The sequence below is a fragment of the Spongiibacter sp. UBA1325 genome, assembly GCF_002306875.1.
Lineage (GTDB): Bacteria > Pseudomonadota > Gammaproteobacteria > Pseudomonadales > Spongiibacteraceae > Spongiibacter > Spongiibacter marinus.
Map to the genome: position 1 here is coordinate 72,097 of NZ_DBTD01000011.1, position 22,010 is coordinate 94,106.

Genomic DNA, 22,010 nt, shown 5'->3' on the forward strand with positions numbered 1-22,010 from the left:
CGCGGATGCGTTATGCTGCGATTTTCCTTCTCGGATATTTAGGATAATGATTCGCTGCGAGCTGCACGATTACATAGAAATTGCCTGCACCTTTCGCTACCCCGTGCGCTTAACCATGCGAACCGGAGAGGTACTAGACGGTGTGGCGGTAGACACCAGGCGCGACGCACAGGGCGAGGAGTGTATCGCCATCCGCGTGGATGGCGCTGAATGCTTGGTGGTACTGGATAAACTGGCGAGCATGAAAGCGGGCGTACAAAACCCGCATTTCGACACAGTTTCCTTTGACTAAGCGGCCCTCATTGCACTCAGCAAGACCGTGAAACAAAGGCCTGGGGGCCTTGGCAATGCCTTACAGCCGAACCTCAACACCTTTGTCGGCCATATACGCCTTGGCTTCGGGCACTGTGTGCTCGCCAAAGTGGAAGATGCTGGCCGCCAACACCGCGTCGGCTTTACCGGCGGTTACCCCTTCGACCAGGTGGTCCAGGGTACCGACACCACCCGAGGCAATAACAGGCACCGAAACCGCGTCGGCCACCGCGCTGGTGAGCGCCAGGTCGTAACCGGCCTTGGTGCCGTCGCCATCCATACTGGTCAGCAAGATTTCGCCAGCGCCCAGCTCAACCATTTTTGCCGCCCACTCCACCGCATTGATGCCGGTAGGCTTGCGGCCACCGTGGGTAAATATCTCCCAGCGCGGGCTGCCATCGGCCTCATCGTCGACGCGCTTGGCATCGATCGCCACCACAATACACTGCGAGCCAAAACGCTCGGCGGCGTCACGCACAAAGTCGGGGTTGTGAATAGCTGCAGAGTTGATCGCCACCTTATCCGCCCCCGCATTCAACATGGTGCGAATGTCTTTGATCTCGCGAATACCGCCGCCCACGGTGAGGGGGATAAACACCTCGGCAGCAATCTGCTCAACCGTGTGCACGGTCGTCTCACGTCCCTCGTGGGTGGCCGTGATGTCGAGAAAGGTGATTTCGTCGGCGCCCTGTTCGTTGTAGCGCTTGGCGACCTCAACCGGGTCGCCCGCGTCGCGAATACCGACAAAGTTCACGCCTTTTACCACGCGTCCTTTATCAACGTCCAAACAGGGAATAATGCGTTTTGCCAGAGCCATTGCTGTGCTTACCTTGTTGTTAAGGGGCTTATTCGCCGTCGCAGTAGCGCTGCGCTTCTGCCAGATCCAGCTCGCCTTCATAAATCGCGCGACCGGTAATCGCACCGAGAATCCCGGCATCGGCCACGGCCTTCAGCGCGCGAATATCATCCATATTCGTCACCCCGCCAGAGGCAATAACTTTCAGACCAGAGGCCTGGGCCATGGCAACCGTGGCATCGATATTCACGCCCTGCATCATGCCGTCGCGGGCAATATCGGTATAAACGATGGACGACACACCGTCTTGCTCGTAGCGCTTGGCCAGCTCTGTTGCCTGAATATCAGACACTTCCGCCCAGCCGTCGGTGGCCACCAGGCCATTTTTCGCATCCAGACCAACAATTACCGCACCGGGGAAGGCTTTGCAGGCCTCGGTAACGAAGGCGGGCTCTTTCACCGCCTTGGTACCAATAATCACGTAGTTCACACCGGCATCCAGGTATTGCTCAATGGTATCGAGCGAGCGGATGCCACCGCCAATTTGTATTGGCAGATCCGGGTAGGCCTTGGCGATCGCCATCACCGCCTCGCCATTTACAGGCTTGCCGTCAAACGCGCCATTCAGGTCAACCAAATGCAGGCGGCGAGCGCCCTGCTCTACCCAGCGGGCAGCCATTTCTACCGGATCGCTGCCATAAACGGTGGCGTCGCCCATTTCACCTTGGCGAAGGCGCACGCACTGGCCGTCTTTCAAATCAATTGCGGGAATCATTAACATAATTACAAAACCTGATAACGCTTAGGATACGGGCCGGAAGGTCGGTTGCCCGCCATCCCAGCGCAGAAAATTACTGAGCAGACGCAGACCGGTCTCGCCGCTCTTTTCCGGGTGAAACTGCACGGCAAACACATTCTCGCAACTCATTGCGGCATGTATCTCTACCCCGTAGTGAGCCGTGGCGGCAACAAATTCAGGCGCGTCGATATAGTAGCTGTGCACAAAGTAGAAACGGCTATTATCGGCAATACCTTCCCACAGCGGGTGGTCGATGGTTTGGCTAACCGTGTTCCAGCCCATGTGCGGCACTTTCAGGCGCTCGCCGTTTGCCTCGCGCAGGTCTTTACCGAAAAACTTTACCTGGCCCGGTAGCACGTCCAGGCACTCGACGCCGCCGTTCTCCTCACTGCTTTCCATCAGCGCCTGCATACCCACGCAAATACCCAGCAGGGGTTTAGTGGCCGCCACTTCCTGAACAATTTCATCCAGACCGCGGTTTTTCAGCTCGGCCATGCAGTCGCGAATCGCGCCCACACCGGGAAAAATCACCCGGTCGGCGGCAAAGATGGTATCCGGGCAATCGGTAACCTGTACCTCAACGTCGTCGCCACCGACCTTGTGCAGTGCACTGGCCACCGAGTGCAAATTACCCATGCCGTAGTCGATAACGGCAACGGTTGATTTAGTCATATCGCAGAAATCCTAGAGACACCCTTTAGTCGACGGGGTAATGCCCGCCATACGCTCATCCACCGACAAGGCCATACGCAGGGCACGACCGAAGGCTTTAAACACCGTCTCGGCCTGGTGGTGAGTATTGGTGCCGCGCAAATTATCGATATGCAGGGTGACCTTGGCGTGGTTGATAAAGCCGTGGAAGAACTCTGAGAACAGGTCTACATCGAAACCACCCACGCTGGCACGGGTATAGGGCACGTGGTATTCCAAGCCGGGACGCCCAGAGAAGTCGATAACGACACGCGACAGGGCTTCATCCAGCGGCACATAGGCGTGGCCGTAACGGGTGATGCCTTTTTTATCGCCCACCGCCTCGGCAAAGGCCTGGCCCATGGTAATACCGATATCTTCCACGGTGTGGTGGTCGTCGATATGTAAATCGCCCTTGGCCTGCACAGCCAGGTCAATCATGCCGTGGCGGGCAATCTGATCCATCATGTGATCGAGAAAGGGAACTCCGGTCTCAAAGCTGGACTGGCCGGTGCCATCCAGATTTACACTGACCGTGATTTGGGTTTCCAGGGTGTTGCGGCTGATACTCGCCTTGCGCTCTGTCATCGACGTCTCTACTGAAGATTGCGTACAATACGCCATTATAAAAAATCCCGACCCGTATTACAGCCAGCAGAGTGCGGATAAATGCCCGTATATTCAGAATACATTCGCGATCCTGCCCCAGAGGACCGTGTAGACCTAGAACGTCTCTATGCCGACGACGCCGAAAAACTGATCAGCGCCGCGCAAAGTGAGCAACTCTTGCTGATTGGTGGACGCTTTAATGACCGCCTGATTGCCGCGATGACCTTAACCCCGATCCACAATGGCGACTACCAGTTGGCCAGGCTCACCGTTCGCGATATCACCCGTCGACGCGGTGCAGCGCGCCAGCTATTGATCCAGGCGATGAAAGCATTGCCTGAGGACCTGCTCAGTATGTCGGCCGACATCTCCAGCGCGCCGGAACTCAGCCCGCTGCTGACCGAGCTGGGGTTTCAAAATCAAGGATCGACGTGGCAGTGGCAGCGCCCCAGCGGTGAGTGACAGCGACTTCAGCCGCCGCCTGCTGAACTGGTTCGACCAGCACGGCCGCAAAGACCTGCCCTGGCAGCAAGACATCAACCCTTATCGGGTGTGGGTGTCTGAAATTATGCTCCAGCAAACCCAGGTCACCACGGTCATCCCCTACTATCAGCGCTTTATGGCCCGCTTCCCCAGCGCAGAGGCGCTGGCGCAGGCAAATATCGACGATGTTCTCGCCCTCTGGACGGGGCTGGGCTACTACGCCCGGGCCCGTAACCTGCACAAAGCGGCGCAAACCATTGTGAACGAGCACAACGGCGAGTTCCCGCAAACACCGGAGACTATCGCGTCACTGCCGGGTATTGGTCGCTCCACGGCTGCCGCAATATTCAGCATTGCCTGCGGCGGCAGCGCCGCCATTCTCGATGGCAACGTCAAACGCGTGCTCAGCCGCCACAGCGCCATCGATGGTTGGCCGGGCAAGCGCGAGATTGAACAACAGCTTTGGCAGCTCGCCGAGGCTTACACCCCACAACAACGGGCCGCCGACTACACCCAGGCCATCATGGACCTCGGCGCCACCCTTTGCCGGCGCAGCAAACCCGAGTGTGATCGCTGCCCCGTCAGTGACGATTGCAAGGCCAAGGCCATGGGCCGCCAGAGTGATTACCCCGGTAAAAAGCCACGCAAAGCCCTGCCGGTAAAAACCACCCATATGCTGTTGATTGAAAACCCTCAAGGGGAGATCCTGCTGGAAAAGCGCCCCAGCAGCGGCATTTGGGGCGGCCTGTGGAGCCTGCCGGAGCTGGACAGCGACGGTGATATCGACGACTACCTCGACGCGACGGTTGGCCACAGTGGCGTTGCCGAAGCACTGAGCCCCATGCGCCACACCTTTAGTCACTACCACCTGGACATTCAACCGCAGCACATCCGCCTGCAGCGAGAGCCGACGCGGATCATGGAAGGCACTCGCCAGCTTTGGTATAAGGGTGGGCAACAACAGCTCGGCCTCGCGGCGCCCGTCAAAAAACTGCTCGACAGCCTGCTGCAAAACGACTTATTTACGGAATCCCAGCCATGACACGCACCGTTTTCTGCAAGAAATACCAACAAGAACTCGAAGGACTGGCAAAGCCGCCCTACCCCGGCGCGAAAGGTCAGGAAATTTACGAAACCGTTTCCAAAAAAGCCTGGGAAGAGTGGCAGGCCCACCAAACCATGCTCATCAACGAGAAACAGCTGAGCATGATGGACCCCAGCTCGCGAAAATTCCTCCAGGCGGAAATGGAAAAATTCTTTGCCGGCGAAGACTTTGAGCAAGCCGAGGGCTACGTGCCGCCCAGCGAGTAAGCGCTACATTCAGCCCGCCGCCCCGCGACGCCCATCGAGCAGTGCCATCACCGTCGCGGTATAGGCGGGCTCATGGCCCAGTGCGCGACAGCGCTCCACCACCGCGCCGCAAATCGCCGCCACCTCAAGTGGTCGCTGCTTTTCAGCATCCACTAACATCGAGGTTTTAATCGCATTAAACTGGCTGATCACCTCGAACATGTCATCGAGGTCAGTCGCGGTCAGCGCGACGTGATCCGCTGCCGCTGCCACGACAACCTCATTCATCATTCCCAAAACAATGCGCTTGTAGTCCGGCTGGTGGGTTAGCGTGCGCGTGTCCAAGCCGGTCAGGGCCGACAGCGGATTGACGCCATTGTTGATAATTAACTTTCGCCACAGCGAGTACTGAATATCACCGCTTATCTCGGCGGGGATATTCACAGCATCGAACACCCGCTTCATCTTTTTCAGCAGGGCAAGGCGGCGTTCCGTTGCCCCCTTTGCGCTGGGCCAGCAGCCCATCACCACACGCGCCTCACCCTCAGCCTGAATAACACCCGGCGAAACGATGTGGCCGCCAATTTTTATCGCCAACCCACCCAGCGTTCGCTCGTTACCCAGGTGGCGGGCGATGATCGGCTCATTGTCGACGCCATTTTGCAAAGACAGCACCGGCACCTCTGCCGCGCTCAGCCAGTGGTTCAGCGTCGTCATTACCGATGCGGTTGCTCCGGCTTTAACCGCAAGCACCACAACATCAAAATCGTCGGCAGCATAGCCTTCAACAAGCGACTGCTGGTCGACCGCCACCACGGGCGGGTGTAGCTCTCCCCACTCCCAGCGCACAATCAACCCCGCCCGCTGAATGGCCTGCAGGTGCTCGCCGCGTGCGCTCACCGTGACGTCTTCGCCTGCCTCGGCAAGGCGGGCCGCATAGTAGCCACCAATGCCGCCTGCCCCGATAATCAACCAACGCATTGCTTCGCCCTCGTCACTTTAGGCCCAGGCGCAACCGCTCAGGACCGCGCGCCCCGACTCAGAGCGACTGTCAAATATTCGGGAAGGCGCCTGACTTCCGGCCAACCCAACCGCCGCGCAAATCAGTGCCCGAGACTCGGCAACCCCCGCCGCACTGCGAACACTCTCACTCTGCAATTGCCTTATCGCTGCCAGCATTTCTTGCTGACTTGCGGGGCTGGCTCTGCCGGCCTGGCGGTCAAAACACATCACTGCCAAGCCAGGTGCCAGGCCCTCAGCAAGCTGTGCACCGAACTGCTGATAATCAACCGCTGGATAATCTGTCGGCACGTGCAGCTCCATCACCGACACCGAGCGATGCGGTAGCAACAAGCCCGCCAGCAACGTTAAGCGCGAGGACACATGCCGCTGAACATCCACCTTCAAAACGGCAGCGCACTTCGCCTTTAACTTCGAGGCGTAAGCGGCGCTAGCCACGCTGTGGCAAATTCGCAGCGCGCGCCGCTCGGGACTGCGGCTAATCACCAGCAAGGCATCGATATCCGGCAGCGCAGCAAACCACTGGCTCACCGGCGAGCAGGCGGTAATCCTTAGCAGCGCCTCCATGCTGGACGAGAGGTAGATAACTGGCACTCTTTGCATCGCCAACGCCCCTTTACCTCTGATAGCCGCGAGCTGATTCAGCGCCCCAGCTTTTTCGCCGACTGCCCCGCAATACCAAAGTGCTGCTTTGGCATCTCAGTGATCAATACTCTGATGCGCTCCATCGGCGCATCCAATGACCGCGACATCGCCTCGGTGACTTCGCGAATCAACGTTTCCTTTTGTTCGTCGCTACGGCCTTCAATAATATAAAGTTGTGCTATCGGCATGGTGGCCTCCTTTATTCAAAACGCGCCGAAACAGAGCCAAGCCCCTGGTAACGCACACAGATATTGTCTCCCGCCTCAACCGCGATCGCAGCGGTAATACCACCGGTCATAATGAAGGTGCCGGCGGGAATGTGCTCGCCGCGCTCCGCCAGCAGGTTGGCCAACATCGCCACGCTCGAAGCGGGGTGACCAAGCACCGCTGCGCCAGCGCCCACTTCAACGATTTCACCGTTTTTCTCAACGACAACGCCCAGTGTTTTCAGGTCCACATCAGAGACATCAGCCATCTGCCCGCCGGTAATAAAACGGGTCGAGGACGCGTTGTCGGCAACCACGCTAATGAGGTCAAATTTGAAATTCTCATAGCGCGAATCGATCACTTCCACAGCGGGAATCACAAAGTCGGTAGCGGCCAACACATCGCCAATATGGCAACCGGGGCCTTTGAGTGGCGCCTTGGTTACAAAGGCAATTTCCGCTTCAATCTTGGGGTGAACCAGTTCTTTGGTATTTACCACGCCGCCGTCGGCGACGCTAAAGTAGTCGGCAAGAAAGCCGTAAATCGGCGTTTCCACACCCATCTGCGCCATTTTTGCCCAGGAGGTTAGGCCCATTTTCAAACCGACGATTTTATTGCCCCGCGCCTCTTTGCGGCGGCGGATTTCCCACTGCACGTCATAGGCATCCTCGAAGCTCATATCCGGGTACTGATTCGTCACCTTGGTAATATCGTGAGCTTGGAGTTCAGCATTTTCGATATGCTCAGCAAGCGCCAATACTTGGTCGTTAGTTAGTGTTTTTGTCATCGCTTATCCCTCTTGTGCGGCGAGCAAGTCCAGCGCCACATCCACAATCATGTCTTCTTGACCACCCACCATCCGGCGACGGCCCAGCTCTACTAAAATATCCACGGTTTTCAGGCCGTATTTCTTCGCCGCCACTTCTGAGTGACGCAGGAAGCTCGAGTAAACCCCCGCATAACCCAGTGCCAGCGTTTCGCGGTCGACCCGCACCGGGCGGTCCTGCAGGGGCCGCACAATATCGTCGGCCGCATCCATCAGCGCATACACATCTGTGCCGTGCTGCCAGCCCATCTTGTCGAAGGCGGCAATGCATACCTCCAGTGGCGCATTACCCGCACCCGCGCCCATACCGGCCAGCGAGGCATCAACCCGGTCGCAGCCCTCTTCCACGGCGACGATAGAATTCGCTACCCCCAAGGCCAGATTGTGGTGGGCGTGAATACCGGTTTGTGTGTCGGACTTGAGCACGTCCTTCAGGGCACGGAAGCGATCGCGGATGTCGTTCATATTCATCGCACCGCCCGAATCCACCACGTACAGGCAAGTGGCACCGTAGTCTTCCATCAGCTTGGCCTGCTCCGCCAAGCCCTGCGGCGTTTGCATATGACTCATCATGAGAAAGCCAACTGTGTCCATGCCCAGCTTGCGGGCGTGTTCAATGTGCTGGCGGGAAACGTCCGCTTCGGTGCAGTGGGTCGCGACCCGCACAATGCGGGCGCCGGCATTGTAGGCAGCGTCGAGATCGTGAACCGTGCCGATGCCGGGCAGTAGCAAGGTGGCGATTTGCGCGTGCTCAATTACTTCAGCGACCGCTTCAATCCACTCCAGGTCGGTGTGGGCACCAAAGCCGTAGTTAAAACTCGAGCCCTGCAAACCATCGCCGTGGGCCACTTCGATACTGTCTACCTTTGCCCGGTCTAACGCCCTGGCAATGTCCTGTACATTTTTGATCGAGTATTGGTGGCGAATGGCATGGCTGCCGTCTCGCAGGGTCACGTCGGAGATATACAGCTTTTTGTCTGAGTTACTTGTCATTGAATTCTTCCCCTAGTTAACCAGCGACTCGGCAATGCGCTCGGCGGTGCCCAGTGCGGCAGAGGTCATGATGTCGAGATTTCCCGCATAGGCGGGCAGATAGTGCGCGGCGCCCTCCACTTCGAGAAAGATCGAGGTTTTAAGCCCGCTGAAATGCCCGAGGCCGGGAACATTCATCGGCTGGTCGTCGGGAATATCGTCGAACTGCACTTTTTGCTTGAGGCGGTAACCGGGCACATAGCTGTTCACCGCAGCAACCATCGCCTCCACCGACGCCTCGACCTCGGCCTTGTCGGCGCTCTCTGACAGCACATAGACCGTGTCGCGCATCAGTAGCGGCGGCTCGGCGGGGTTAAGAATGATGATCGCCTTACCCTTGCTTGCATTGCCGACCACTTCGATGGCGCGCGATGTGGTTTCCGTAAATTCGTCGATATTGGCGCGCGTTCCCGGCCCGGCAGATTTACTGGAAATGGAGGCCACAATCTCGGCGTAGTGCACCTTCGCCACCTTCGATACCGCCGCCACCATGGGGATTGTTGCCTGGCCACCACAGGTGACCATGTTCACATTGCCCTCTCCCAGGTGCTGCTCCAGATTCACCACCGGCACGCAGTAGGGCCCGATCGCTGCGGGCGTGAGGTCGACAATTTTCAGGCCTTCCTTGTGGCCGCGCAGAAATACTTCATTGTGCATATGGGCCTTGGCGGAGGTCGCATCAAACACGATGTCGATATCGGCAAACTCCGGCATCTTCACCAGTCCGTCCACCCCCTCGTGGGTGGTGGCCACCCCCATGCGGGCGGCGCGGGCCAAACCGTCGGAAGCGGGATCGATGCCGACCATCGCGCCCATTTCCAGGTATTGCCCTTTGCGCAGTACTTTAATCATTAAGTCCGTGCCGATATTGCCCGAGCCAATAATCGCCACTTTGAGTTTCTTGCTCATATTTTTCCCCAACGAGTTAGCGTTATGGCTTAGACAAAGCGCACCGAAGCACTGCCAATGCCGCCGATGTCGACGCGCAAACTGTCGCCTGCCTGAACCGGCTCCAATGGCACTAACGAGCCCGACAAAATCACCTCGCCAGCCTTCAGCGAAATACCGAATTCGCCCAGGGTATTGGCGAGCCACGCGACGCAATTTACCGGTGAGCCCAAGGCGGCTGCCCCGGCGCCGGTACTGATAATGGCGCCGTTCTTTTCCACGACCATGCCACAGGTCACCAGATCGACCTTGCGCGGAGAAACCGCTTCTTCGCCCAACACGAACAGACCGCAAGACGCGTTGTCAGCCACGGTGTCTTGTATGGCGATATTCCAGTCTTTAATTCGCGAGTCGACGATTTCAAAACAGGGCATCACACACTCGGTCGCCGCCAACACATCGGCGTTGGTGACACTGGGGCCCATCAGATCTTTTTTCAGAATGAAGGCGATCTCGCCCTCCGCCCGCGGCGCTATCAAGCGCTCGCTAATTGGCATAACCTCGCCGCTGTTAAACACCATGTCGTCGGTCAAATAACCAAAGTCCGGTTGATGGACGTTCAACATGCTCTGCACCGCTTTACTGGTTACCCCTATTTTCTTGCCAATAACCCGCGCACCCGCTGCCTGGCGACGCTCCAGCATCCGCAGAGAGATGTGATAGGCATCATCAATGCTGATGTCTTCGCCACGCGCGGTAAGTGGTGATACCGCTTGTCGCGCTATCATCGCTTCGTAGAGTTCATCACCTAAAAGTTGAATTTTTGACGGCTCCATTAAGCCCCTCCTGTTGCCGCGTTACCGGCCTCATCTAGAAAATCATTGACCAGCCGCGCAAAGCGGCCAGCGTGTTCAATTTGTGTCCAGTGACCGCAGCGACCAAAAACATGGAGCTGCGCTCTGTCGATTAGCTCAGCCAGGCGTTGCGATGCCCGCAAGGGAATCACCTCGTCTTCGCGGCCGTGGATAATTAAGGTCTCGTGGGGTAAACGCTGAATGTCTTGCTCTTCACTCGCCAGGTTATCCACCCAACGCTGTCGCGGTGGCGGAAACATCGCCGCAAAAGACTCATGGAAACCCGGTCGAACGCTGGCCTGATAACGCAATTCAGCCAGCTCATCGGTGACCAAACTGCGGTCGAAGGCAAATACATCCAGCAGGCGACGCATTGCCTGTAACGACGGCTCATACCCCCACGCGGCCTCCAGGCCCGACGTAATAGGAAAGCGAACGCCGACAGAGCCCATTAGCACCAGCCGCCTTACGCGCTCGGGATGGGCGATAGCCAGTGCCAGCGCCAAACCACCGCCAAAGGAATTGCCCACCAGATCAACCTGATCAAGCGCCAAGGCATCCATTACGCCAAGTGCGTGATCAAGCCAACGCTGGCGAGAGTATTCGCCGTCAGCTGGCCTTTCGCTGTACCCAAAGCCGAGCATATCCGGCGCGATCACCCGCCGGGTCTTCGCCAGCTCCGGCATGACCAAGCGCCAGTTTGCCCACGCGGTCACCCCGGGGCCGGAGCCGTGAATGAGCAGGACGGGGAAGCCCTGACCGAGGTCGTGCACATTGGTGTGATACCCCGCGGCAACGATCTCACGCCCCAGCTCAGGCGTGGTCCTTGAGTCCGTCATAGCAGCCTCACAACTTGATGCACACATTTTTCATTTCGGTGTAAAACTCCAGAGAGTGAACCCCACCCTCTCTGCCGATTCCCGACTGTTTGCTACCGCCAAACGGCGTGCGCAAATCACGCAGGAACCAGCTATTCACCCAAACGATACCGGCCTCGATTTGGCCCGCGACGCGGTGCGCTCGACTGACATTTTCAGTCCACACCGCAGAGGCCAGGCCATAGGGCAGACTATTGGCCAGGGCCACTGCCTCTTCTTCAGTGTCGAAGGGGCGGATATGGCAGCAAGGCCCGAAGATTTCCTCGGTAACCACGCTGGAGTCATCACTGAGCCCGGTCCATATGGTGGGTTGCACCCAGGCACCGCCTGAGAGTTCACCGGCCATCTCGGGCACGCCGCCGCCAGTCACCACAGTGGCACCCTGCTCAGCAGCTTGACGGTAATAAGAGAGCACTTTTTCGCGATGCTTGTGGCTAACCAGTGGGCCGAGGTTTGCCAACTCGTCTTCCGGTGGGCCGATATGCAGGCTCTCGGCCGCCGCTTTCAAACGCGAGACAAACTCATCGAAGATGGCGCGCTCAACATAGACGCGCTCCGTGCCCAGACAGACTTGGCCACAGTTGGCAAACGCCGAGCGCATCGTGCCTTCAATCGCTTTGTCCATGTCGCAGTCAGCGAATACCAAGCCCGCGTTTTTACCGCCCAACTCCAGGGAGATATCGCGCACGCCCTTGGCCGCTGAACGCATGATGGTCTCACCGGTCGCGGTCTCGCCCGTGAAGGTAAAGCCATCCACGTCTGGGTGCTCGGTAAGAAACGCGCCCGCAGAATCGCCACCAAAGCCGTGAACAACGTTGTATACCCCGTCTGGCACACCGGCTTCTTTCATTACCTCACCCAGCAGGGCGGTGGTCGTTGGCGTTTCTTCCGAGGGCTTAACCACCACCGTATTGCCGCAGGCCAGGGCCGGGCCGACCTTCCAGGTCATCAGTAACAGCGGCAAGTTCCAGGGGCTGATTACCCCGATCACGCCTTTGGGCCGGCGCACCGCATAATTCAATGCGCCTGTGCCATCGGGTGTGGCCATTTCGAAGGATTCCGCAGACACGTTTTTCACCATGTCGGCAAATACCTTGAAATTCGCGGCACCGCGAGGAATGTCTATATGGCTGGCCAGCGATTTGGGCTTGCCCGTGTCGCGGCATTCGGCGTCCAAAAATTCATCGAACCGCGCGTTTATACCGTCGGCCACTTTGTGAAGAATCCGGGTGCGCTCGTCGAGCGTCATGCGCCCCCAAGGACCTTGCAGTGCCGCCTTTGCCGCCTGCACCGCGGCGTCGACTTCGCCTCGCCCCGCTTCGTGAACGCGGCTTATCAGCTGCCCATTGGCCGGATTGATATTGTCGAAGAGCTGGCCGTTTGCCGAGCCGACGTACTGGCCGTTAATAAAATGTTTTACTTCATTCATTGCTGCGTAATCCCGTTACATGCGTTGATCAGGTGAGCGCGGTCAGGAAACGTTCATTCAACTGACGGTCGTGATAGAAAATCGCCTTACCCAATTGCTCGGCCTGCCATGTGACGGGCTCGTGGTCCGGGTAGGTGTAGTCGCCGCCGCAGAACACTTCGTTGCGGTTGCCCGATGAGTCAAAAAAGTAAATGGTTTTGCCGTGCGTTAAGCCGTGTCGGGTGGGGCCGATATCTATCGAGGTATCGGTCATTGAAATCAGATCCGCAGCGCGCAGGATGTCTTCCCATGTCTCCAGGAAGAAGGACGCGTGGTGAAATTTGCCCTTCTCTTCGTGCTGGATAAACGCCACGTCGTGAGCCTTGGTCGACAAGGTCAGGAACTGGGCAATACGGTTGCCATCGGGTTCCAATACCTGCTCAGCGAGGTAGAAACCGAGCACATCGACGAATAGGTCATAGGTCGCTTTCAGCTCGGGGCCATACAGCAGGCAGTGGTCAAAGCGCACCGCCTTCATGCCTTTCAAACCGCGTGGCCACGCCTCTGGATTGACCTCACTCAGGCCCCATTTACCGAGGTATTTTTTCTCGGCGTACAGTTCAAAACTATGACCCGAGGGCGACACAAACCGTATCCGCCGGCCACAGTCTTTTAACTCTCCTGCCGGCAGGTGTTCCACCTCTACGCCATAGTCGTTGAGGTCGCGCTCCAACTGTTGAAGGCTGGCCTCGTCGACGACTTTAAATGCCATAAAATCCATGCCGGGCTCCTCGGCAGGGCGCAGTACCACAGAAAACTTATCCACTTCGGTCCAGGCCTTTAGGTACACCCTGCCCTGATCGTCGCGATCGGTTTCAATCAAGCCCAATAATTCTGTGTAGTGTTTAACGGCCGCATCCATATCGAGAACACGGATCTGAACATGCCCTGGGCGCATTACACCTTTTTTCATATCTGTTACCTCAACGCTGTTATTGTTTTTTCTGTGTTAATGAGCGACAGCCCTTATTGCTGACACTCGATGATCAAATCTGAGAGCGGGAACACCCGGCAGGCCAGCACCTCGCCGTTTGCTACCGCTTCGGGCGGTGCATGAAGCCGGCTCATCTTTCCGCACTCGTAGTCGCCTTTGAGCACTTTGACCTTGCAGAAGCCGCAGCCACCGCCACGACACCCCACCGGCACGCAGCGCAGACCACTTTGCTCCATCGCCTTGAGCACACTCTGCTGTGCATGGCAGCCAAAAGACTGGCCGCTTTGCTGCATCACCACCCGGTACACATTGCTCATCGCGCTGCACTCAGATCTTTTTAAATAACGCGGATCGCTGGGTTTCTCCGGCGCCATCAGCTGCCGTTAGGAAGCGTTCCATAAAGATGTCTCGCTCAAACAACCGGCCTTGCATCAGCGCGGTAATTGCCGCATCAATCATCGGTGGCGGGCCGCACAAATAAGCTTTATGGCCAGCAAAGCGCCCATCGAAATGCGCCTTGGCAGCTTCGTGAACAAAGCCCTTAAAGCCCTGCCATTCACTCCCCTCGTCGACATCGCTTAACGCCGGTACATAGCTAAAGTTTTCATGCTCGCGTTGCAGCGCCTCGAACAACTCGCGGTTGTAGAGTTCGTCGAGGTTGCGCGCCCCCTGGAATAACGTGATCTGACGGGAATCATTGCTCTCGAGTAATTCAAGAATCATCGACTGCGGGCTGGATAGCCCCGAGCCACCGGCAATGAAAATCAGGTCGCCGTCCTGGGAATTACGCACAAAGAACTGTCCGTAGGGGCCCGACAGATTTACCTCGTCGCCGACCTTTAATTGATTGTGCAGGTAACCCGTTGCCGCGCCGCCTTCAACAAGACGTATATGCAGCTCCACTTCGTCGGCCTTGCTAGGCGGGTTTGCAAGGGAAAAGGCTCTGGGTCCATCGACACCCGGTAGTTCGAGGTTGATGTACTGCCCGGCCTGAAACGTCATGCCACGATCCAGCTTTAGGTGAATGCCTTTTATCGTTGGCGACAGGTCGACAATGCGGCTAACCGTTGCGCAATAATCCTCAACGGCGTAGCCCTCAAAATCCGGATCGACATCGATATCCGCTTCGATCACCACATCACTTTCTACGGTGGCGCAGCACGCTAATACCTTGCCTTCGTCTCGCTCTACATCCATTAGCGCGAAGGGCGAGGCGTCACCCACTTCGACATCGCCCTCCAGCACCTGCACCTTGCACGTTGCACAGGTGCCGTGGCCGCAGGCGAAGGGCAGCCAGACACCCTGGCGCAACGCGGCTTGAAGAATGGTCTGGCCTTCTTCGACATCAATCTGTTCACCAATAGGTTCGATGGTTACGGTATGCGTCATGACAATTTCCTCACGAAGCCGAGCCATCGATGCCATTAAGGCCGTCGGTGCGCACAGTCAAAATACTTTTGTGATCAATGCCACTTTCACTCAACGATGCCGACATATCCGGAGAAAACGGCGCATCATTCAGCGTCCACTGCGCATTCGCAAAATCTGCTTTTGCAGCGTCGGGGTGCGCGGCGACCGCAGGTGAAAGAATCGTTTCGACAAAGTCACCGAACGGCATCTCCGGTGGCACCAGAAAGGCAAAAGGTGCGCAAAACAGTAAGTGATTGGGCCAACAAACATAGAGCAACTGCATACCATGAAAGTTGTCGACCTTGTCCTTGGGTTCAAACGTGTAGTCGTATTTAGCTTTTACGCTCATAGGGGTCACCATTTTTATTGTTTCAAAAGGCGATTGCCCGGCATCGCTCCATACCGGGCAGCTGCCAAATCAGGCCGCGTCCTGGCCGGATGAATCCGCGTTATTGTTACCGGGAGCTTGTCCCTTGATAGAGAGCCAGCGACGATAGTCCGGCGAGTCGAGGTACTCGAAATTATCGGCACCCGGTTTGATGTGGTAGTACTCAGAGACCACCGTCTCCACATCGGCCCCACCGCAGTTGCCCTGATAGATTTGATGAACGGGGAGCCAGGCCTGAATATATTTCTCAGGCTCGTTGTTGAAGATGTCGCAGCAGCCATCTGAACAGAAGTGGTATCTCTCACCTTTATATTCTGTCTGGCGGATGCTGAATTTTGTCGGCTCGTCTTTCTCGGTAAAGATGGTGGGTATCTGACAAACCTGACAAAGCTGAGGCAGCGTGGCGTTATAGAAGCGACGCCCCTCTGATTGCTCCTTATTCAGATACTCGAAACGCGGGCGGTAATACTTGTCGAAGGTATCGGGGTATTTCTCCGACAGCCACGCCATTTCGTTTTCATCGGGCATCCACGTGTGGAAGTTTGTCGCCTGGCTGTACTGGTAGAACGTCGACCACGTTTGGTGGCTAACATGGTGTTTGGCAGCGTTGGCGATGTCCTGGTATTTCGGCGGACGAATACCGTAGCGCTCAAGATCCTTAAATAGCGCGCCACCGTTTTGCTCGTAGTACACCTCCCAGGCTTCAGCCCAAGACATCACTTTGTTAGGCAACATGTAGTCCATCATCATGCCGACCAGGCTCAGCAGGCGGAAACCGCGCCAGAACCATTTATCGATCCACTGCTGAATGATCGGCACGTTATCTTCGTGCTGCTCCAGTATGAATTTGATGACCTCCAGCCCCAGCGTCATATGACGGGCTTCATCCGACTGCGCAGAAAAGCCGAAGGTTACGGTCGCCATATCACCGTTGTAGGCCGCGCCCGACATGAAGGGTACGAACAAGAGGTTGGTCAGCACGTATTCAAACGAGAATGAGATTGCGGTTAAAAACTCAAACGGGCCCGCAGAGCGCGCATCGTCGAAGAATGACTTGGGCACTGACAAGAACCAAACGCGGTCATGCATATGCGCGGCGTCGTGCAAGCCATTAAAGTGTTTATTGTAGTGACTCATGGCGTGTTGCTGAGTCTGGGAGTGGCGCAATTCGTCAATGGCTTGCATCTGACAGGCAACGCGGGCACCGGCACCACTGAATTGACGGCCTACTTTTGCATAGCCTTGGAACGCCGCATGTTCAAGCGGCGACACACCACTTAGGAATAACTTAAGGGCATTAACATAACGCGCATCAGAAATATTTTGATGGCCATTGTTCTGCGCAAAGGCGTCAAAAATGGCGTACAGTTTTTTCTCTTTTTCCGCCTGGTATTTCCAGTAAGCGTCCATCGTCAGGCGGAACGGATCTTCCCACTGCGACCAGTCGGTGATCTTAATTCCCTCAAACTGCTCATCGGGGAAAATATCTTCCTTCTTCTGATACGAAGGCTCCCACGCCATATCGCGAGTGAGGTATTGATACTTATCTTTAAGGTTTAGCTTTTTATTTTTCGCTGCCATGATTCTTCTCCCGATTAATTCCACTGCAAGATAAAGTGGTCGTCATCTTCATCCACGCTGCCGCCGATACTGATCACATCCACCAGCATTTCCTGAACGTCCCAGTCGCGACCGATCTTCTCTTCCACGGTTTCGCGATTTATCACCAGGCGCTTTTCTGCCTGAATACGGATCATTGCAGGCTGGTGCTGCACCTCTGCATGTGGGTTGTCTTCAACAATGGCGTCGACCAGATAACGGGCGTTGTCATTGTCTTGAAAGGCGATAAATACCAACTGGCTCATGCGGAAACTCCCTGACTTTGCAGCCCAAATTTTTTAAGTCGTGCGGCGAGTTGCGCACGGGTTTCATCCAGGGCAGCGGTGCCCGACGTAGCCTCAGCCAATGGCAGTAGCGCCTGATAAGCGCGCGGCTCCCAACGATCAACCCAGCTTTGCAGTAGCTCAGTGTTTTGCTCATTTTCTGCGGTAACGGTCTTCATCATCGCGTTCGTCCATCGTTGCGAATCCTTGAACCAGTCGCGCATAAATTCCGTTAGCATCGACACATCTTCGGCGCCGTGTTCGCCCAGCCATTGATCCATCTTGTCGTACACCAATGGGTACAGCAGTCCGTCGAGCAACACGTTCTGAACCAGCGTCAGCTCAAACCAGTCACTGATTACCAGCGTGTCTTCCACCAACTGACGCATCGGCTGCCACAGCGCATCGTCCATCCAGTAGGATTTGGATTCATCCAGGCCACGGCCGGTACTGCCGTCCATCAGCAGGGCAATACGCGACAGGTATTGGCCAATACCCAGGCGGTCCATCGCTTGATACATATGTAATTGCGCAACCGTGGTCGCCGTGGCATCGCCGGCGATCATGCTGTTATTCATATTGGCGCCAAGCTCAACGTGGCGAAGGGGAACGAGCAGACGAAGAATCTGCTTCTGGGTTGCTTCGGGAAGGCGTGCAAGCAAATCGCGCTTGTCACAGAAAGCGAAAGAGCTCTCCGCGGCCTCCTGCATTTTTGCGCGATTGCCCACATAGGCGCCGTAGTAAAACTGGCGGGGGTCAGACACCGCGGACCAGTCGGCCATGCTTAGCGCCGTCCGCGCTGGATCGTTAAGCGTATTTTTATCGTCCCACAATGGGCGGTAGTGGAAGTTGGTTTTCGCCTCGATATCGTAACTGGCTTCCTGATATCGCGTTGCGGGTTTATCGCCAAAACGGCGGGCGATATGGGCATATGTCTGGCGAATCGGTTCCACCGAATGCGTCTTGATTTCTATACTCATGTTTAGTCCCGTTATTGGTTTTATGGTGTTAAGTCGGTTACAGGAAATCTGGCGTCGCCACTTAGTAGCGCTTGCCCTTTTCTCCGAAACGCCACTTGATCATGTCTTCATCAATCTGGCGGATCGTGTCGGAATCCATATGGACAACGTTGTTGCAGCGACAGAATTCGTCGAAAGCCGCGCGCGGCAAAATTAATTCCACGAACAACTCGGGATGACCGATTGCAAAATCAAACTCAATGAATTTGTCAGAGGGATCACTTCTTACCCGGATATAGCGGGTCAGCTGATCGAAAGTAGGTTGACTGTTTGTGCTCATCGTCTGCCTCGTTGTATTTATTGGCGGCTGACGGGGTAAGAGCAACGGCTGTGCCACAAGCCTGACAAGTGGTTAAAAAAACTTTAAGTGGTTGTTTTTAATAAAATTAATAAAAGCCAAGCACGGTATTAGCAACCGCCAGGGAAGGGATCACTGAGCAGCGATTTTTATCAAATGATAAATTTTCATGAGGGGAATGAGCATTTGCTCACTTGCCTGTTCTCCCCCACAAAAACAAGGAAATTTAATCATATGGTTGAATTTCTCTTAACATTCAGTGTTAGATTGCCCGCAAGAGCGGTTTGTTAACGCAACAGCCAACCCTCCCCCAAAATTACAATAACGGGGTTCACGCATGACCATCAGTTACAAACCTCAGCTACGCGTTGAGGACTTTAAAGATCTCACTGAACAAATCCGCTTCCAAAGTGCGGAGGGCAAAATATGGCTGAGCGAACAGCGCATGCTGCTGATGGACCTCAGCGCCCTGGCAGCCTTTCGCCGCGAGCTGGTCAACACAATGGGGATCGAGCGCGCCAAGGGTTTCTTTCTGCGCCTCGGCTATCAGTCGGGCCTGAGAGACTCTGAACTCGCACGCAAGCTGCGCCCCACCAGCAGCGAACTGGATATATTTCTGGCCGGCCCGCAGCTGCACAGCATCAAGGGCATGGTAAAAGCCATTCCGCTACAGATAGAAATTGACCAGGAAAACGGCGACTTCTACGGCGAGGTTGAGTGGGTGGACTCCTTCGAAGTGGAGATATGCCAAACCGAACTTGGCCAAATGGACGAACCTGCGTGCTGGGCCTTGTTGGGCTATGCCTGTGCCTATACCTCATCGTTTATGGGGCGCGAAGTGATATTTCGCGAGGTCAGTTGTCGCGGCTGCGGCGACGAACGCTGCGTCATTGTCGGCAAACCCGCTGAGCAGTGGGACGATGCCGAAGAGTTTGCCGCCTACTTTAAAGCCGACCCCATTGTTGAAGAACTTTACAACCTGCAGGCACAGGTAAGTTCGCTGCGCAGCAGTTTGGAAAAGCAGCAGGGACAGTATTACGGCATCGGCCAAAGTCCGTCGTACAACAAAGTCTGCAAGATGATCGACAAGGCCGCCCAGGGTCGCGTATCGGTGCTGTTATTGGGAGAAACCGGTGTCGGCAAAGAAGTGATCGCCCGCAGTGTTCACCTGCGCAGCGAGCGCGCGGAAAAGCCGTTCGTTGCCGTCAACTGCGCCGCCATCCCACCGGACTTGATAGAAGCCGAACTCTTTGGCGTGGAAAAAGGTGCGTATACCGGCGCAAATCAATCGCGAGCCGGCCGCTTTGAGCGCGCCAACGGCGGCACCATATTCCTGGATGAAGTGGTCGAGCTCACCTCCCGCGCACAGGCCACCCTGCTGCGGGTGTTGCAAGAGGGCGAACTGGAACGCGTCGGTGATTCGCAAACCCGAAAGGTCGACGTACGCATTATTGCGGCAACCAACGAAAGCCTTGAACAGGCGGTTAGCGAGGGCCGTTTCCGCGCCGACCTGTTTTATCGACTCAATGTCTTTCCTGTAAAGATTCCGCCGCTGCGCGACCGCCTGGAAGACCTCCCCCTGTTGGTCGAGCATTTCCTAAACAAATTCCACTCGGAATACGACAAGCGCACCATGGGCTTGTCAGACAAAGCGCTGGAACTCTGCAAGCGCTACCCCTGGCCCGGCAATATCCGCGAGCTGGAAAACGTCATTGAGCGCGGCGTTATTCTCACCGATAACAACGACACCATCAGCCAGGATTTCTTATTTGCTGCGCCCCCGCCGGATACCGGTGACGCCTCCAGCCATTGCCTGGACGACGGCGGCAATATCACCCAGTCGTCGGCCGTCACCGGTGACTGGTCAGACGACATCCTCACCCGGCAAATCAGCCTGGACGAGGTCGAATCAACGCTTATTCAGAAAGCCATGAAGCAAGCCAATAACAACGTCTCTGGCGCAGCCCGCCTGCTGGGACTCACTCGCCCCGCCCTCGCCTACCGCCTGAAAAAGCTGGGCCTGGACGGCTAAAACAACCACCTCTCTCGCCGCGCTAGCGGCGTGAGCGGGAACAATTAAGCATTTCAGCAATCGCTGGTTTTTCTTTCACCATATCGTTAAAAATCCCCCGCCCAGTACCCTGCCAGCGGCGGCAAAAACCCCCACTAAAAAACCATAAATATCCATATATATCATAACGTTAATAGATATTTTCGCGTCATGGCATAGCCATTGCTGATACCGCCTTGCCGATACTTTCAAATAACAACGACGGTAATCATTCATGACGCAGAATTGTGCGCGAGCTGTAAGCCCGCGATCTATCGTACCCACCTGTCTCGCACTAAGCGCCGCACTCCTTGCCGCCTGTGAGGCACCGCTGGAACTGGACGCTGTGAACGAGCATGCGCAGCAAGCCATACAGCGCACCGACTTTTACCAGGCCATGGCCGCCAACAGCGAGCGGACCCTGCTGGTGGGAAACCGCGGCACCTTGCTCGCCAGCGAGGATCACGGCCAACACTGGCAGCGCGAAGCGGTGAACACCAACGCCAGTTTCATCGACATTGCCAGCTGTCCGGACGATAGCTTTGTGGCGCTGACCTTTGACAACCACGTCTGGCACGGCACCGACCAAGGCTGGCAACAACACGCCCTGCCCAGCAGCGAGCAGATGATGACCATCACCTGCAGTAGCGATAATCACTGGTGGGTTGCCGGCAGCTTTACAACCTTCCAGCACTCGAGCGACCAGGGTTTAACATGGCAGACATCCAGTCTGGATGAAGACGCCATCGTCACCAACCTGCAATTTCTCGGTTCCGAACACGCTGTTGCCACCGCCGAATACGGCATGATCCTCACCACTGCAGACAACGGAAAAAACTGGCAGGTATCGGGGTATTTACCTGATGAGTTCTACCCCCATGCCAGCTACTTCCGCTCGCCAGACGAAGGCTGGGTGGGCGGCCTAAACGGCTTCATCTACCACACCCGCGACGGCGGCGACTCCTGGCAGCGCCAGAGCACAGACACTCAAGCCCCGATTTTTAATTTTATACACCGTCCGCAGGGACTGTTTGCAGTCGGGGATAACGCCACCGTACTCGCGCTCAACGGTCAGCAATGGTCATCACTGGAAACCCCGAGCATTCCTCTTTACTTGCGCGCTGTTGCCGCCGACGGGGACACGCTGGTGGCCGCCGGCGGCCGGGGCCTATTGCTTCGCATCGCGACATCACCATCCGCAACTAGCGCTACCAATAATAAGTAATCAAGG

27 protein-coding genes are annotated in these 22,010 nt (G+C 56.4%); 6 read left to right on the forward strand and 21 right to left on the reverse strand.

Annotated features, from left to right (window positions below; genetic code table 11):
- Nucleotides 1–46 precede the first annotated feature (46 nt).
- The gene (locus B3K78_RS16160) at nucleotides 47–292 is read left to right on the forward strand and encodes a Rho-binding antiterminator (protein ID WP_286696254.1); all 246 of its coding nucleotides are present in this window, start codon (nucleotides 47–49) and stop codon (nucleotides 290–292) included.
- Nucleotides 293–352: 60 nt separating this feature from the next.
- Here the strand turns inward: B3K78_RS16160 and hisF are convergent, their stop codons facing one another.
- From hisF to hisB, 4 genes are read right to left on the reverse strand one after another with little or no spacing between them, the layout of a single operon-like run.
- The gene (gene hisF, locus B3K78_RS16165; RefSeq protein WP_204997404.1) at nucleotides 353–1,129 is read right to left on the reverse strand and encodes an imidazole glycerol phosphate synthase subunit HisF; all 777 of its coding nucleotides are present in this window, start codon (nucleotides 1,127–1,129) and stop codon (nucleotides 353–355) included.
- A 28-nt stretch (nucleotides 1,130–1,157) separates the two neighbouring features.
- A complete protein-coding gene (hisA, locus tag B3K78_RS16170) occupies nucleotides 1,158–1,889 on the reverse strand; it encodes a 1-(5-phosphoribosyl)-5-[(5-phosphoribosylamino)methylideneamino]imidazole-4-carboxamide isomerase (RefSeq protein WP_286696255.1) in 732 nt (243 codons plus the stop codon).
- Nucleotides 1,890–1,910: 21 nt separating this feature from the next.
- Complete coding sequence (gene hisH, locus B3K78_RS16175; protein WP_204997348.1) at nucleotides 1,911–2,579, reverse strand: imidazole glycerol phosphate synthase subunit HisH; 669 nt, start codon at nucleotides 2,577–2,579, stop codon at nucleotides 1,911–1,913.
- Between the two features lie 12 nt (nucleotides 2,580–2,591).
- Entirely contained in the window at nucleotides 2,592–3,185 is a 594-nt protein-coding gene (hisB, locus tag B3K78_RS16180) for an imidazoleglycerol-phosphate dehydratase HisB (RefSeq protein ID WP_027873086.1), read from the reverse strand.
- An 81-nt stretch (nucleotides 3,186–3,266) separates the two neighbouring features.
- Between hisB and B3K78_RS16185 the strand changes: the two genes are divergently transcribed.
- The 3 genes from B3K78_RS16185 to B3K78_RS16195 are packed head-to-tail and all read left to right on the forward strand — an operon-like array spanning nucleotide 3,267 to nucleotide 5,000.
- The gene (locus B3K78_RS16185) at nucleotides 3,267–3,668 is read left to right on the forward strand and encodes an acetyl-CoA sensor PanZ family protein (RefSeq protein WP_286696256.1); all 402 of its coding nucleotides are present in this window, start codon (nucleotides 3,267–3,269) and stop codon (nucleotides 3,666–3,668) included.
- Entirely contained in the window at nucleotides 3,661–4,731 is a 1,071-nt protein-coding gene (mutY, locus tag B3K78_RS16190) for an A/G-specific adenine glycosylase (RefSeq protein ID WP_286696257.1), read from the forward strand. Before B3K78_RS16185 ends, mutY begins: the two co-directional genes overlap by 8 nt.
- Entirely contained in the window at nucleotides 4,728–5,000 is a 273-nt protein-coding gene (locus tag B3K78_RS16195) for an oxidative damage protection protein (RefSeq protein WP_286696258.1), read from the forward strand. Before mutY ends, B3K78_RS16195 begins: the two co-directional genes overlap by 4 nt.
- Before the next feature lie 9 nt (nucleotides 5,001–5,009).
- On the opposite strand, the gene B3K78_RS16200 is transcribed toward B3K78_RS16195, so the two are convergent.
- The 17 genes from B3K78_RS16200 to B3K78_RS16280 all read right to left on the reverse strand — a co-directional run bounded on the left by B3K78_RS16200 (nucleotide 5,010) and on the right by B3K78_RS16280 (nucleotide 18,711).
- Nucleotides 5,010–5,960, reverse strand: a complete 951-nt coding sequence (locus B3K78_RS16200) for a ketopantoate reductase family protein (RefSeq protein ID WP_286696259.1) — start codon at nucleotides 5,958–5,960, stop codon at nucleotides 5,010–5,012.
- Nucleotides 5,961–5,978: 18 nt separating this feature from the next.
- The gene (locus B3K78_RS16205; protein ID WP_286696260.1) at nucleotides 5,979–6,602 is read right to left on the reverse strand and encodes a hypothetical protein; all 624 of its coding nucleotides are present in this window, start codon (nucleotides 6,600–6,602) and stop codon (nucleotides 5,979–5,981) included.
- A gap of 38 nt (nucleotides 6,603–6,640) precedes the next feature.
- Nucleotides 6,641–6,832, reverse strand: a complete 192-nt coding sequence (gene thmT, locus B3K78_RS16210) for a 2-hydroxymuconate tautomerase (protein WP_286696261.1) — start codon at nucleotides 6,830–6,832, stop codon at nucleotides 6,641–6,643.
- 11 nt (nucleotides 6,833–6,843) lie between these two features.
- Complete coding sequence (gene dmpH, locus B3K78_RS16215; protein ID WP_286696262.1) at nucleotides 6,844–7,638, reverse strand: 2-oxo-3-hexenedioate decarboxylase; 795 nt, start codon at nucleotides 7,636–7,638, stop codon at nucleotides 6,844–6,846.
- Between the two features lie 3 nt (nucleotides 7,639–7,641).
- Complete coding sequence (dmpG, locus tag B3K78_RS16220; RefSeq protein ID WP_286696263.1) at nucleotides 7,642–8,670, reverse strand: 4-hydroxy-2-oxovalerate aldolase; 1,029 nt, start codon at nucleotides 8,668–8,670, stop codon at nucleotides 7,642–7,644.
- Nucleotides 8,671–8,682: 12 nt separating this feature from the next.
- Nucleotides 8,683–9,618, reverse strand: a complete 936-nt coding sequence (locus B3K78_RS16225; protein WP_286696264.1) for an acetaldehyde dehydrogenase (acetylating) — start codon at nucleotides 9,616–9,618, stop codon at nucleotides 8,683–8,685.
- Nucleotides 9,619–9,647: 29 nt separating this feature from the next.
- On the reverse strand, nucleotides 9,648–10,433 hold the full coding sequence (gene dmpE / locus B3K78_RS16230; RefSeq protein WP_286696265.1) for a 2-oxopent-4-enoate hydratase: 786 nt from the start codon (nucleotides 10,431–10,433) through the stop codon (nucleotides 9,648–9,650).
- Nucleotides 10,433–11,290, reverse strand: coding sequence for an alpha/beta fold hydrolase (locus tag B3K78_RS16235; protein WP_286696266.1), 858 nt, complete (start codon nucleotides 11,288–11,290; stop codon nucleotides 10,433–10,435). Before B3K78_RS16235 ends, dmpE begins: the two co-directional genes overlap by 1 nt.
- A gap of 7 nt (nucleotides 11,291–11,297) precedes the next feature.
- Nucleotides 11,298–12,758, reverse strand: coding sequence for a 2-hydroxymuconic semialdehyde dehydrogenase (locus B3K78_RS16240; protein ID WP_286696267.1), 1,461 nt, complete (start codon nucleotides 12,756–12,758; stop codon nucleotides 11,298–11,300).
- A 28-nt stretch (nucleotides 12,759–12,786) separates the two neighbouring features.
- Nucleotides 12,787–13,710 carry a catechol 2,3-dioxygenase gene (locus tag B3K78_RS16245; protein ID WP_286696268.1) on the reverse strand — a complete coding sequence of 308 codons (924 nt, stop codon included), beginning with the start codon at nucleotides 13,708–13,710 and terminating at the stop codon, nucleotides 12,787–12,789.
- Between the two features lie 53 nt (nucleotides 13,711–13,763).
- Entirely contained in the window at nucleotides 13,764–14,048 is a 285-nt protein-coding gene (locus tag B3K78_RS16250; RefSeq protein ID WP_286696269.1) for a 2Fe-2S iron-sulfur cluster-binding protein, read from the reverse strand.
- Between the two features lie 10 nt (nucleotides 14,049–14,058).
- Nucleotides 14,059–15,120 (reverse strand): NADH:ubiquinone reductase (Na(+)-transporting) subunit F, encoded by a 1,062-nt coding sequence (locus B3K78_RS16255; protein WP_286696270.1) that lies wholly within the window; start codon nucleotides 15,118–15,120, stop codon nucleotides 14,059–14,061.
- A gap of 10 nt (nucleotides 15,121–15,130) precedes the next feature.
- Nucleotides 15,131–15,490, reverse strand: a complete 360-nt coding sequence (locus tag B3K78_RS16260) for a phenol hydroxylase subunit P4 (RefSeq protein WP_286696271.1) — start codon at nucleotides 15,488–15,490, stop codon at nucleotides 15,131–15,133.
- Between the two features lie 69 nt (nucleotides 15,491–15,559).
- Entirely contained in the window at nucleotides 15,560–17,110 is a 1,551-nt protein-coding gene (locus B3K78_RS16265; protein ID WP_286696272.1) for an aromatic/alkene/methane monooxygenase hydroxylase/oxygenase subunit alpha, read from the reverse strand.
- Nucleotides 17,111–17,124: 14 nt separating this feature from the next.
- Nucleotides 17,125–17,394 (reverse strand): MmoB/DmpM family protein, encoded by a 270-nt coding sequence (locus B3K78_RS16270; protein ID WP_286696273.1) that lies wholly within the window; start codon nucleotides 17,392–17,394, stop codon nucleotides 17,125–17,127.
- The gene (locus B3K78_RS16275) at nucleotides 17,391–18,392 is read right to left on the reverse strand and encodes an aromatic/alkene monooxygenase hydroxylase subunit beta (RefSeq protein ID WP_286696274.1); all 1,002 of its coding nucleotides are present in this window, start codon (nucleotides 18,390–18,392) and stop codon (nucleotides 17,391–17,393) included. The genes B3K78_RS16270 and B3K78_RS16275 overlap by 4 nt, the downstream gene beginning before the upstream one ends.
- Before the next feature lie 61 nt (nucleotides 18,393–18,453).
- The gene (locus tag B3K78_RS16280) at nucleotides 18,454–18,711 is read right to left on the reverse strand and encodes a phenol hydroxylase subunit (protein ID WP_286696275.1); all 258 of its coding nucleotides are present in this window, start codon (nucleotides 18,709–18,711) and stop codon (nucleotides 18,454–18,456) included.
- Between the two features lie 355 nt (nucleotides 18,712–19,066).
- On the opposite strand from B3K78_RS16280, the gene B3K78_RS16285 reads away from it, so the two are divergent.
- Entirely contained in the window at nucleotides 19,067–20,761 is a 1,695-nt protein-coding gene (locus B3K78_RS16285; RefSeq protein WP_286696276.1) for a sigma-54-dependent Fis family transcriptional regulator, read from the forward strand.
- Nucleotides 20,762–21,014: 253 nt separating this feature from the next.
- Nucleotides 21,015–22,004 (forward strand): WD40/YVTN/BNR-like repeat-containing protein, encoded by a 990-nt coding sequence (locus B3K78_RS16290; protein WP_286696277.1) that lies wholly within the window; start codon nucleotides 21,015–21,017, stop codon nucleotides 22,002–22,004.
- The last annotated feature ends 6 nt before the right edge of the window (nucleotides 22,005–22,010 follow it).

Excerpts from the sequence above, each read along its gene's own strand:
- B3K78_RS16160 (WP_286696254.1), top strand. The coding sequence starts at position 47 with ATGATTCGCTGCGAGCTGCACGATTACATAGAAATTGCCTGCACCTTT.
- hisF (WP_204997404.1), bottom strand. The coding sequence starts at position 1,129 with ATGGCTCTGGCAAAACGCATTATTCCCTGTTTGGACGTTGATAAAGGA.
- hisA (WP_286696255.1), bottom strand. The coding sequence starts at position 1,889 with ATGTTAATGATTCCCGCAATTGATTTGAAAGACGGCCAGTGCGTGCGC.
- hisH (WP_204997348.1), bottom strand. The coding sequence starts at position 2,579 with ATGACTAAATCAACCGTTGCCGTTATCGACTACGGCATGGGTAATTTG.
- hisB (WP_027873086.1), bottom strand. The coding sequence starts at position 3,185 with ATGACAGAGCGCAAGGCGAGTATCAGCCGCAACACCCTGGAAACCCAA.
- B3K78_RS16185 (WP_286696256.1), top strand. The coding sequence starts at position 3,267 with ATGCCCGTATATTCAGAATACATTCGCGATCCTGCCCCAGAGGACCGT.
- B3K78_RS16195 (WP_286696258.1), top strand. The coding sequence starts at position 4,728 with ATGACACGCACCGTTTTCTGCAAGAAATACCAACAAGAACTCGAAGGA.
- B3K78_RS16200 (WP_286696259.1), bottom strand. The coding sequence starts at position 5,960 with ATGCGTTGGTTGATTATCGGGGCAGGCGGCATTGGTGGCTACTATGCG.
- B3K78_RS16205 (WP_286696260.1), bottom strand. The coding sequence starts at position 6,602 with ATGCAAAGAGTGCCAGTTATCTACCTCTCGTCCAGCATGGAGGCGCTG.
- thmT (WP_286696261.1), bottom strand. The coding sequence starts at position 6,832 with ATGCCGATAGCACAACTTTATATTATTGAAGGCCGTAGCGACGAACAA.
- dmpH (WP_286696262.1), bottom strand. The coding sequence starts at position 7,638 with ATGACAAAAACACTAACTAACGACCAAGTATTGGCGCTTGCTGAGCAT.
- dmpG (WP_286696263.1), bottom strand. The coding sequence starts at position 8,670 with ATGACAAGTAACTCAGACAAAAAGCTGTATATCTCCGACGTGACCCTG.
- B3K78_RS16225 (WP_286696264.1), bottom strand. The coding sequence starts at position 9,618 with ATGAGCAAGAAACTCAAAGTGGCGATTATTGGCTCGGGCAATATCGGC.
- dmpE (WP_286696265.1), bottom strand. The coding sequence starts at position 10,433 with ATGGAGCCGTCAAAAATTCAACTTTTAGGTGATGAACTCTACGAAGCG.
- B3K78_RS16235 (WP_286696266.1), bottom strand. The coding sequence starts at position 11,290 with ATGACGGACTCAAGGACCACGCCTGAGCTGGGGCGTGAGATCGTTGCC.
- B3K78_RS16240 (WP_286696267.1), bottom strand. The coding sequence starts at position 12,758 with ATGAATGAAGTAAAACATTTTATTAACGGCCAGTACGTCGGCTCGGCA.
- B3K78_RS16245 (WP_286696268.1), bottom strand. The coding sequence starts at position 13,710 with ATGAAAAAAGGTGTAATGCGCCCAGGGCATGTTCAGATCCGTGTTCTC.
- B3K78_RS16250 (WP_286696269.1), bottom strand. The coding sequence starts at position 14,048 with ATGAGCAATGTGTACCGGGTGGTGATGCAGCAAAGCGGCCAGTCTTTT.
- B3K78_RS16255 (WP_286696270.1), bottom strand. The coding sequence starts at position 15,120 with ATGACGCATACCGTAACCATCGAACCTATTGGTGAACAGATTGATGTC.
- B3K78_RS16260 (WP_286696271.1), bottom strand. The coding sequence starts at position 15,490 with ATGAGCGTAAAAGCTAAATACGACTACACGTTTGAACCCAAGGACAAG.
- B3K78_RS16265 (WP_286696272.1), bottom strand. The coding sequence starts at position 17,110 with ATGGCAGCGAAAAATAAAAAGCTAAACCTTAAAGATAAGTATCAATAC.
- B3K78_RS16270 (WP_286696273.1), bottom strand. The coding sequence starts at position 17,394 with ATGAGCCAGTTGGTATTTATCGCCTTTCAAGACAATGACAACGCCCGT.
- B3K78_RS16275 (WP_286696274.1), bottom strand. The coding sequence starts at position 18,392 with ATGAGTATAGAAATCAAGACGCATTCGGTGGAACCGATTCGCCAGACA.
- B3K78_RS16280 (WP_286696275.1), bottom strand. The coding sequence starts at position 18,711 with ATGAGCACAAACAGTCAACCTACTTTCGATCAGCTGACCCGCTATATC.
- B3K78_RS16285 (WP_286696276.1), top strand. The coding sequence starts at position 19,067 with ATGACCATCAGTTACAAACCTCAGCTACGCGTTGAGGACTTTAAAGAT.
- B3K78_RS16290 (WP_286696277.1), top strand. The coding sequence starts at position 21,015 with ATGACGCAGAATTGTGCGCGAGCTGTAAGCCCGCGATCTATCGTACCC.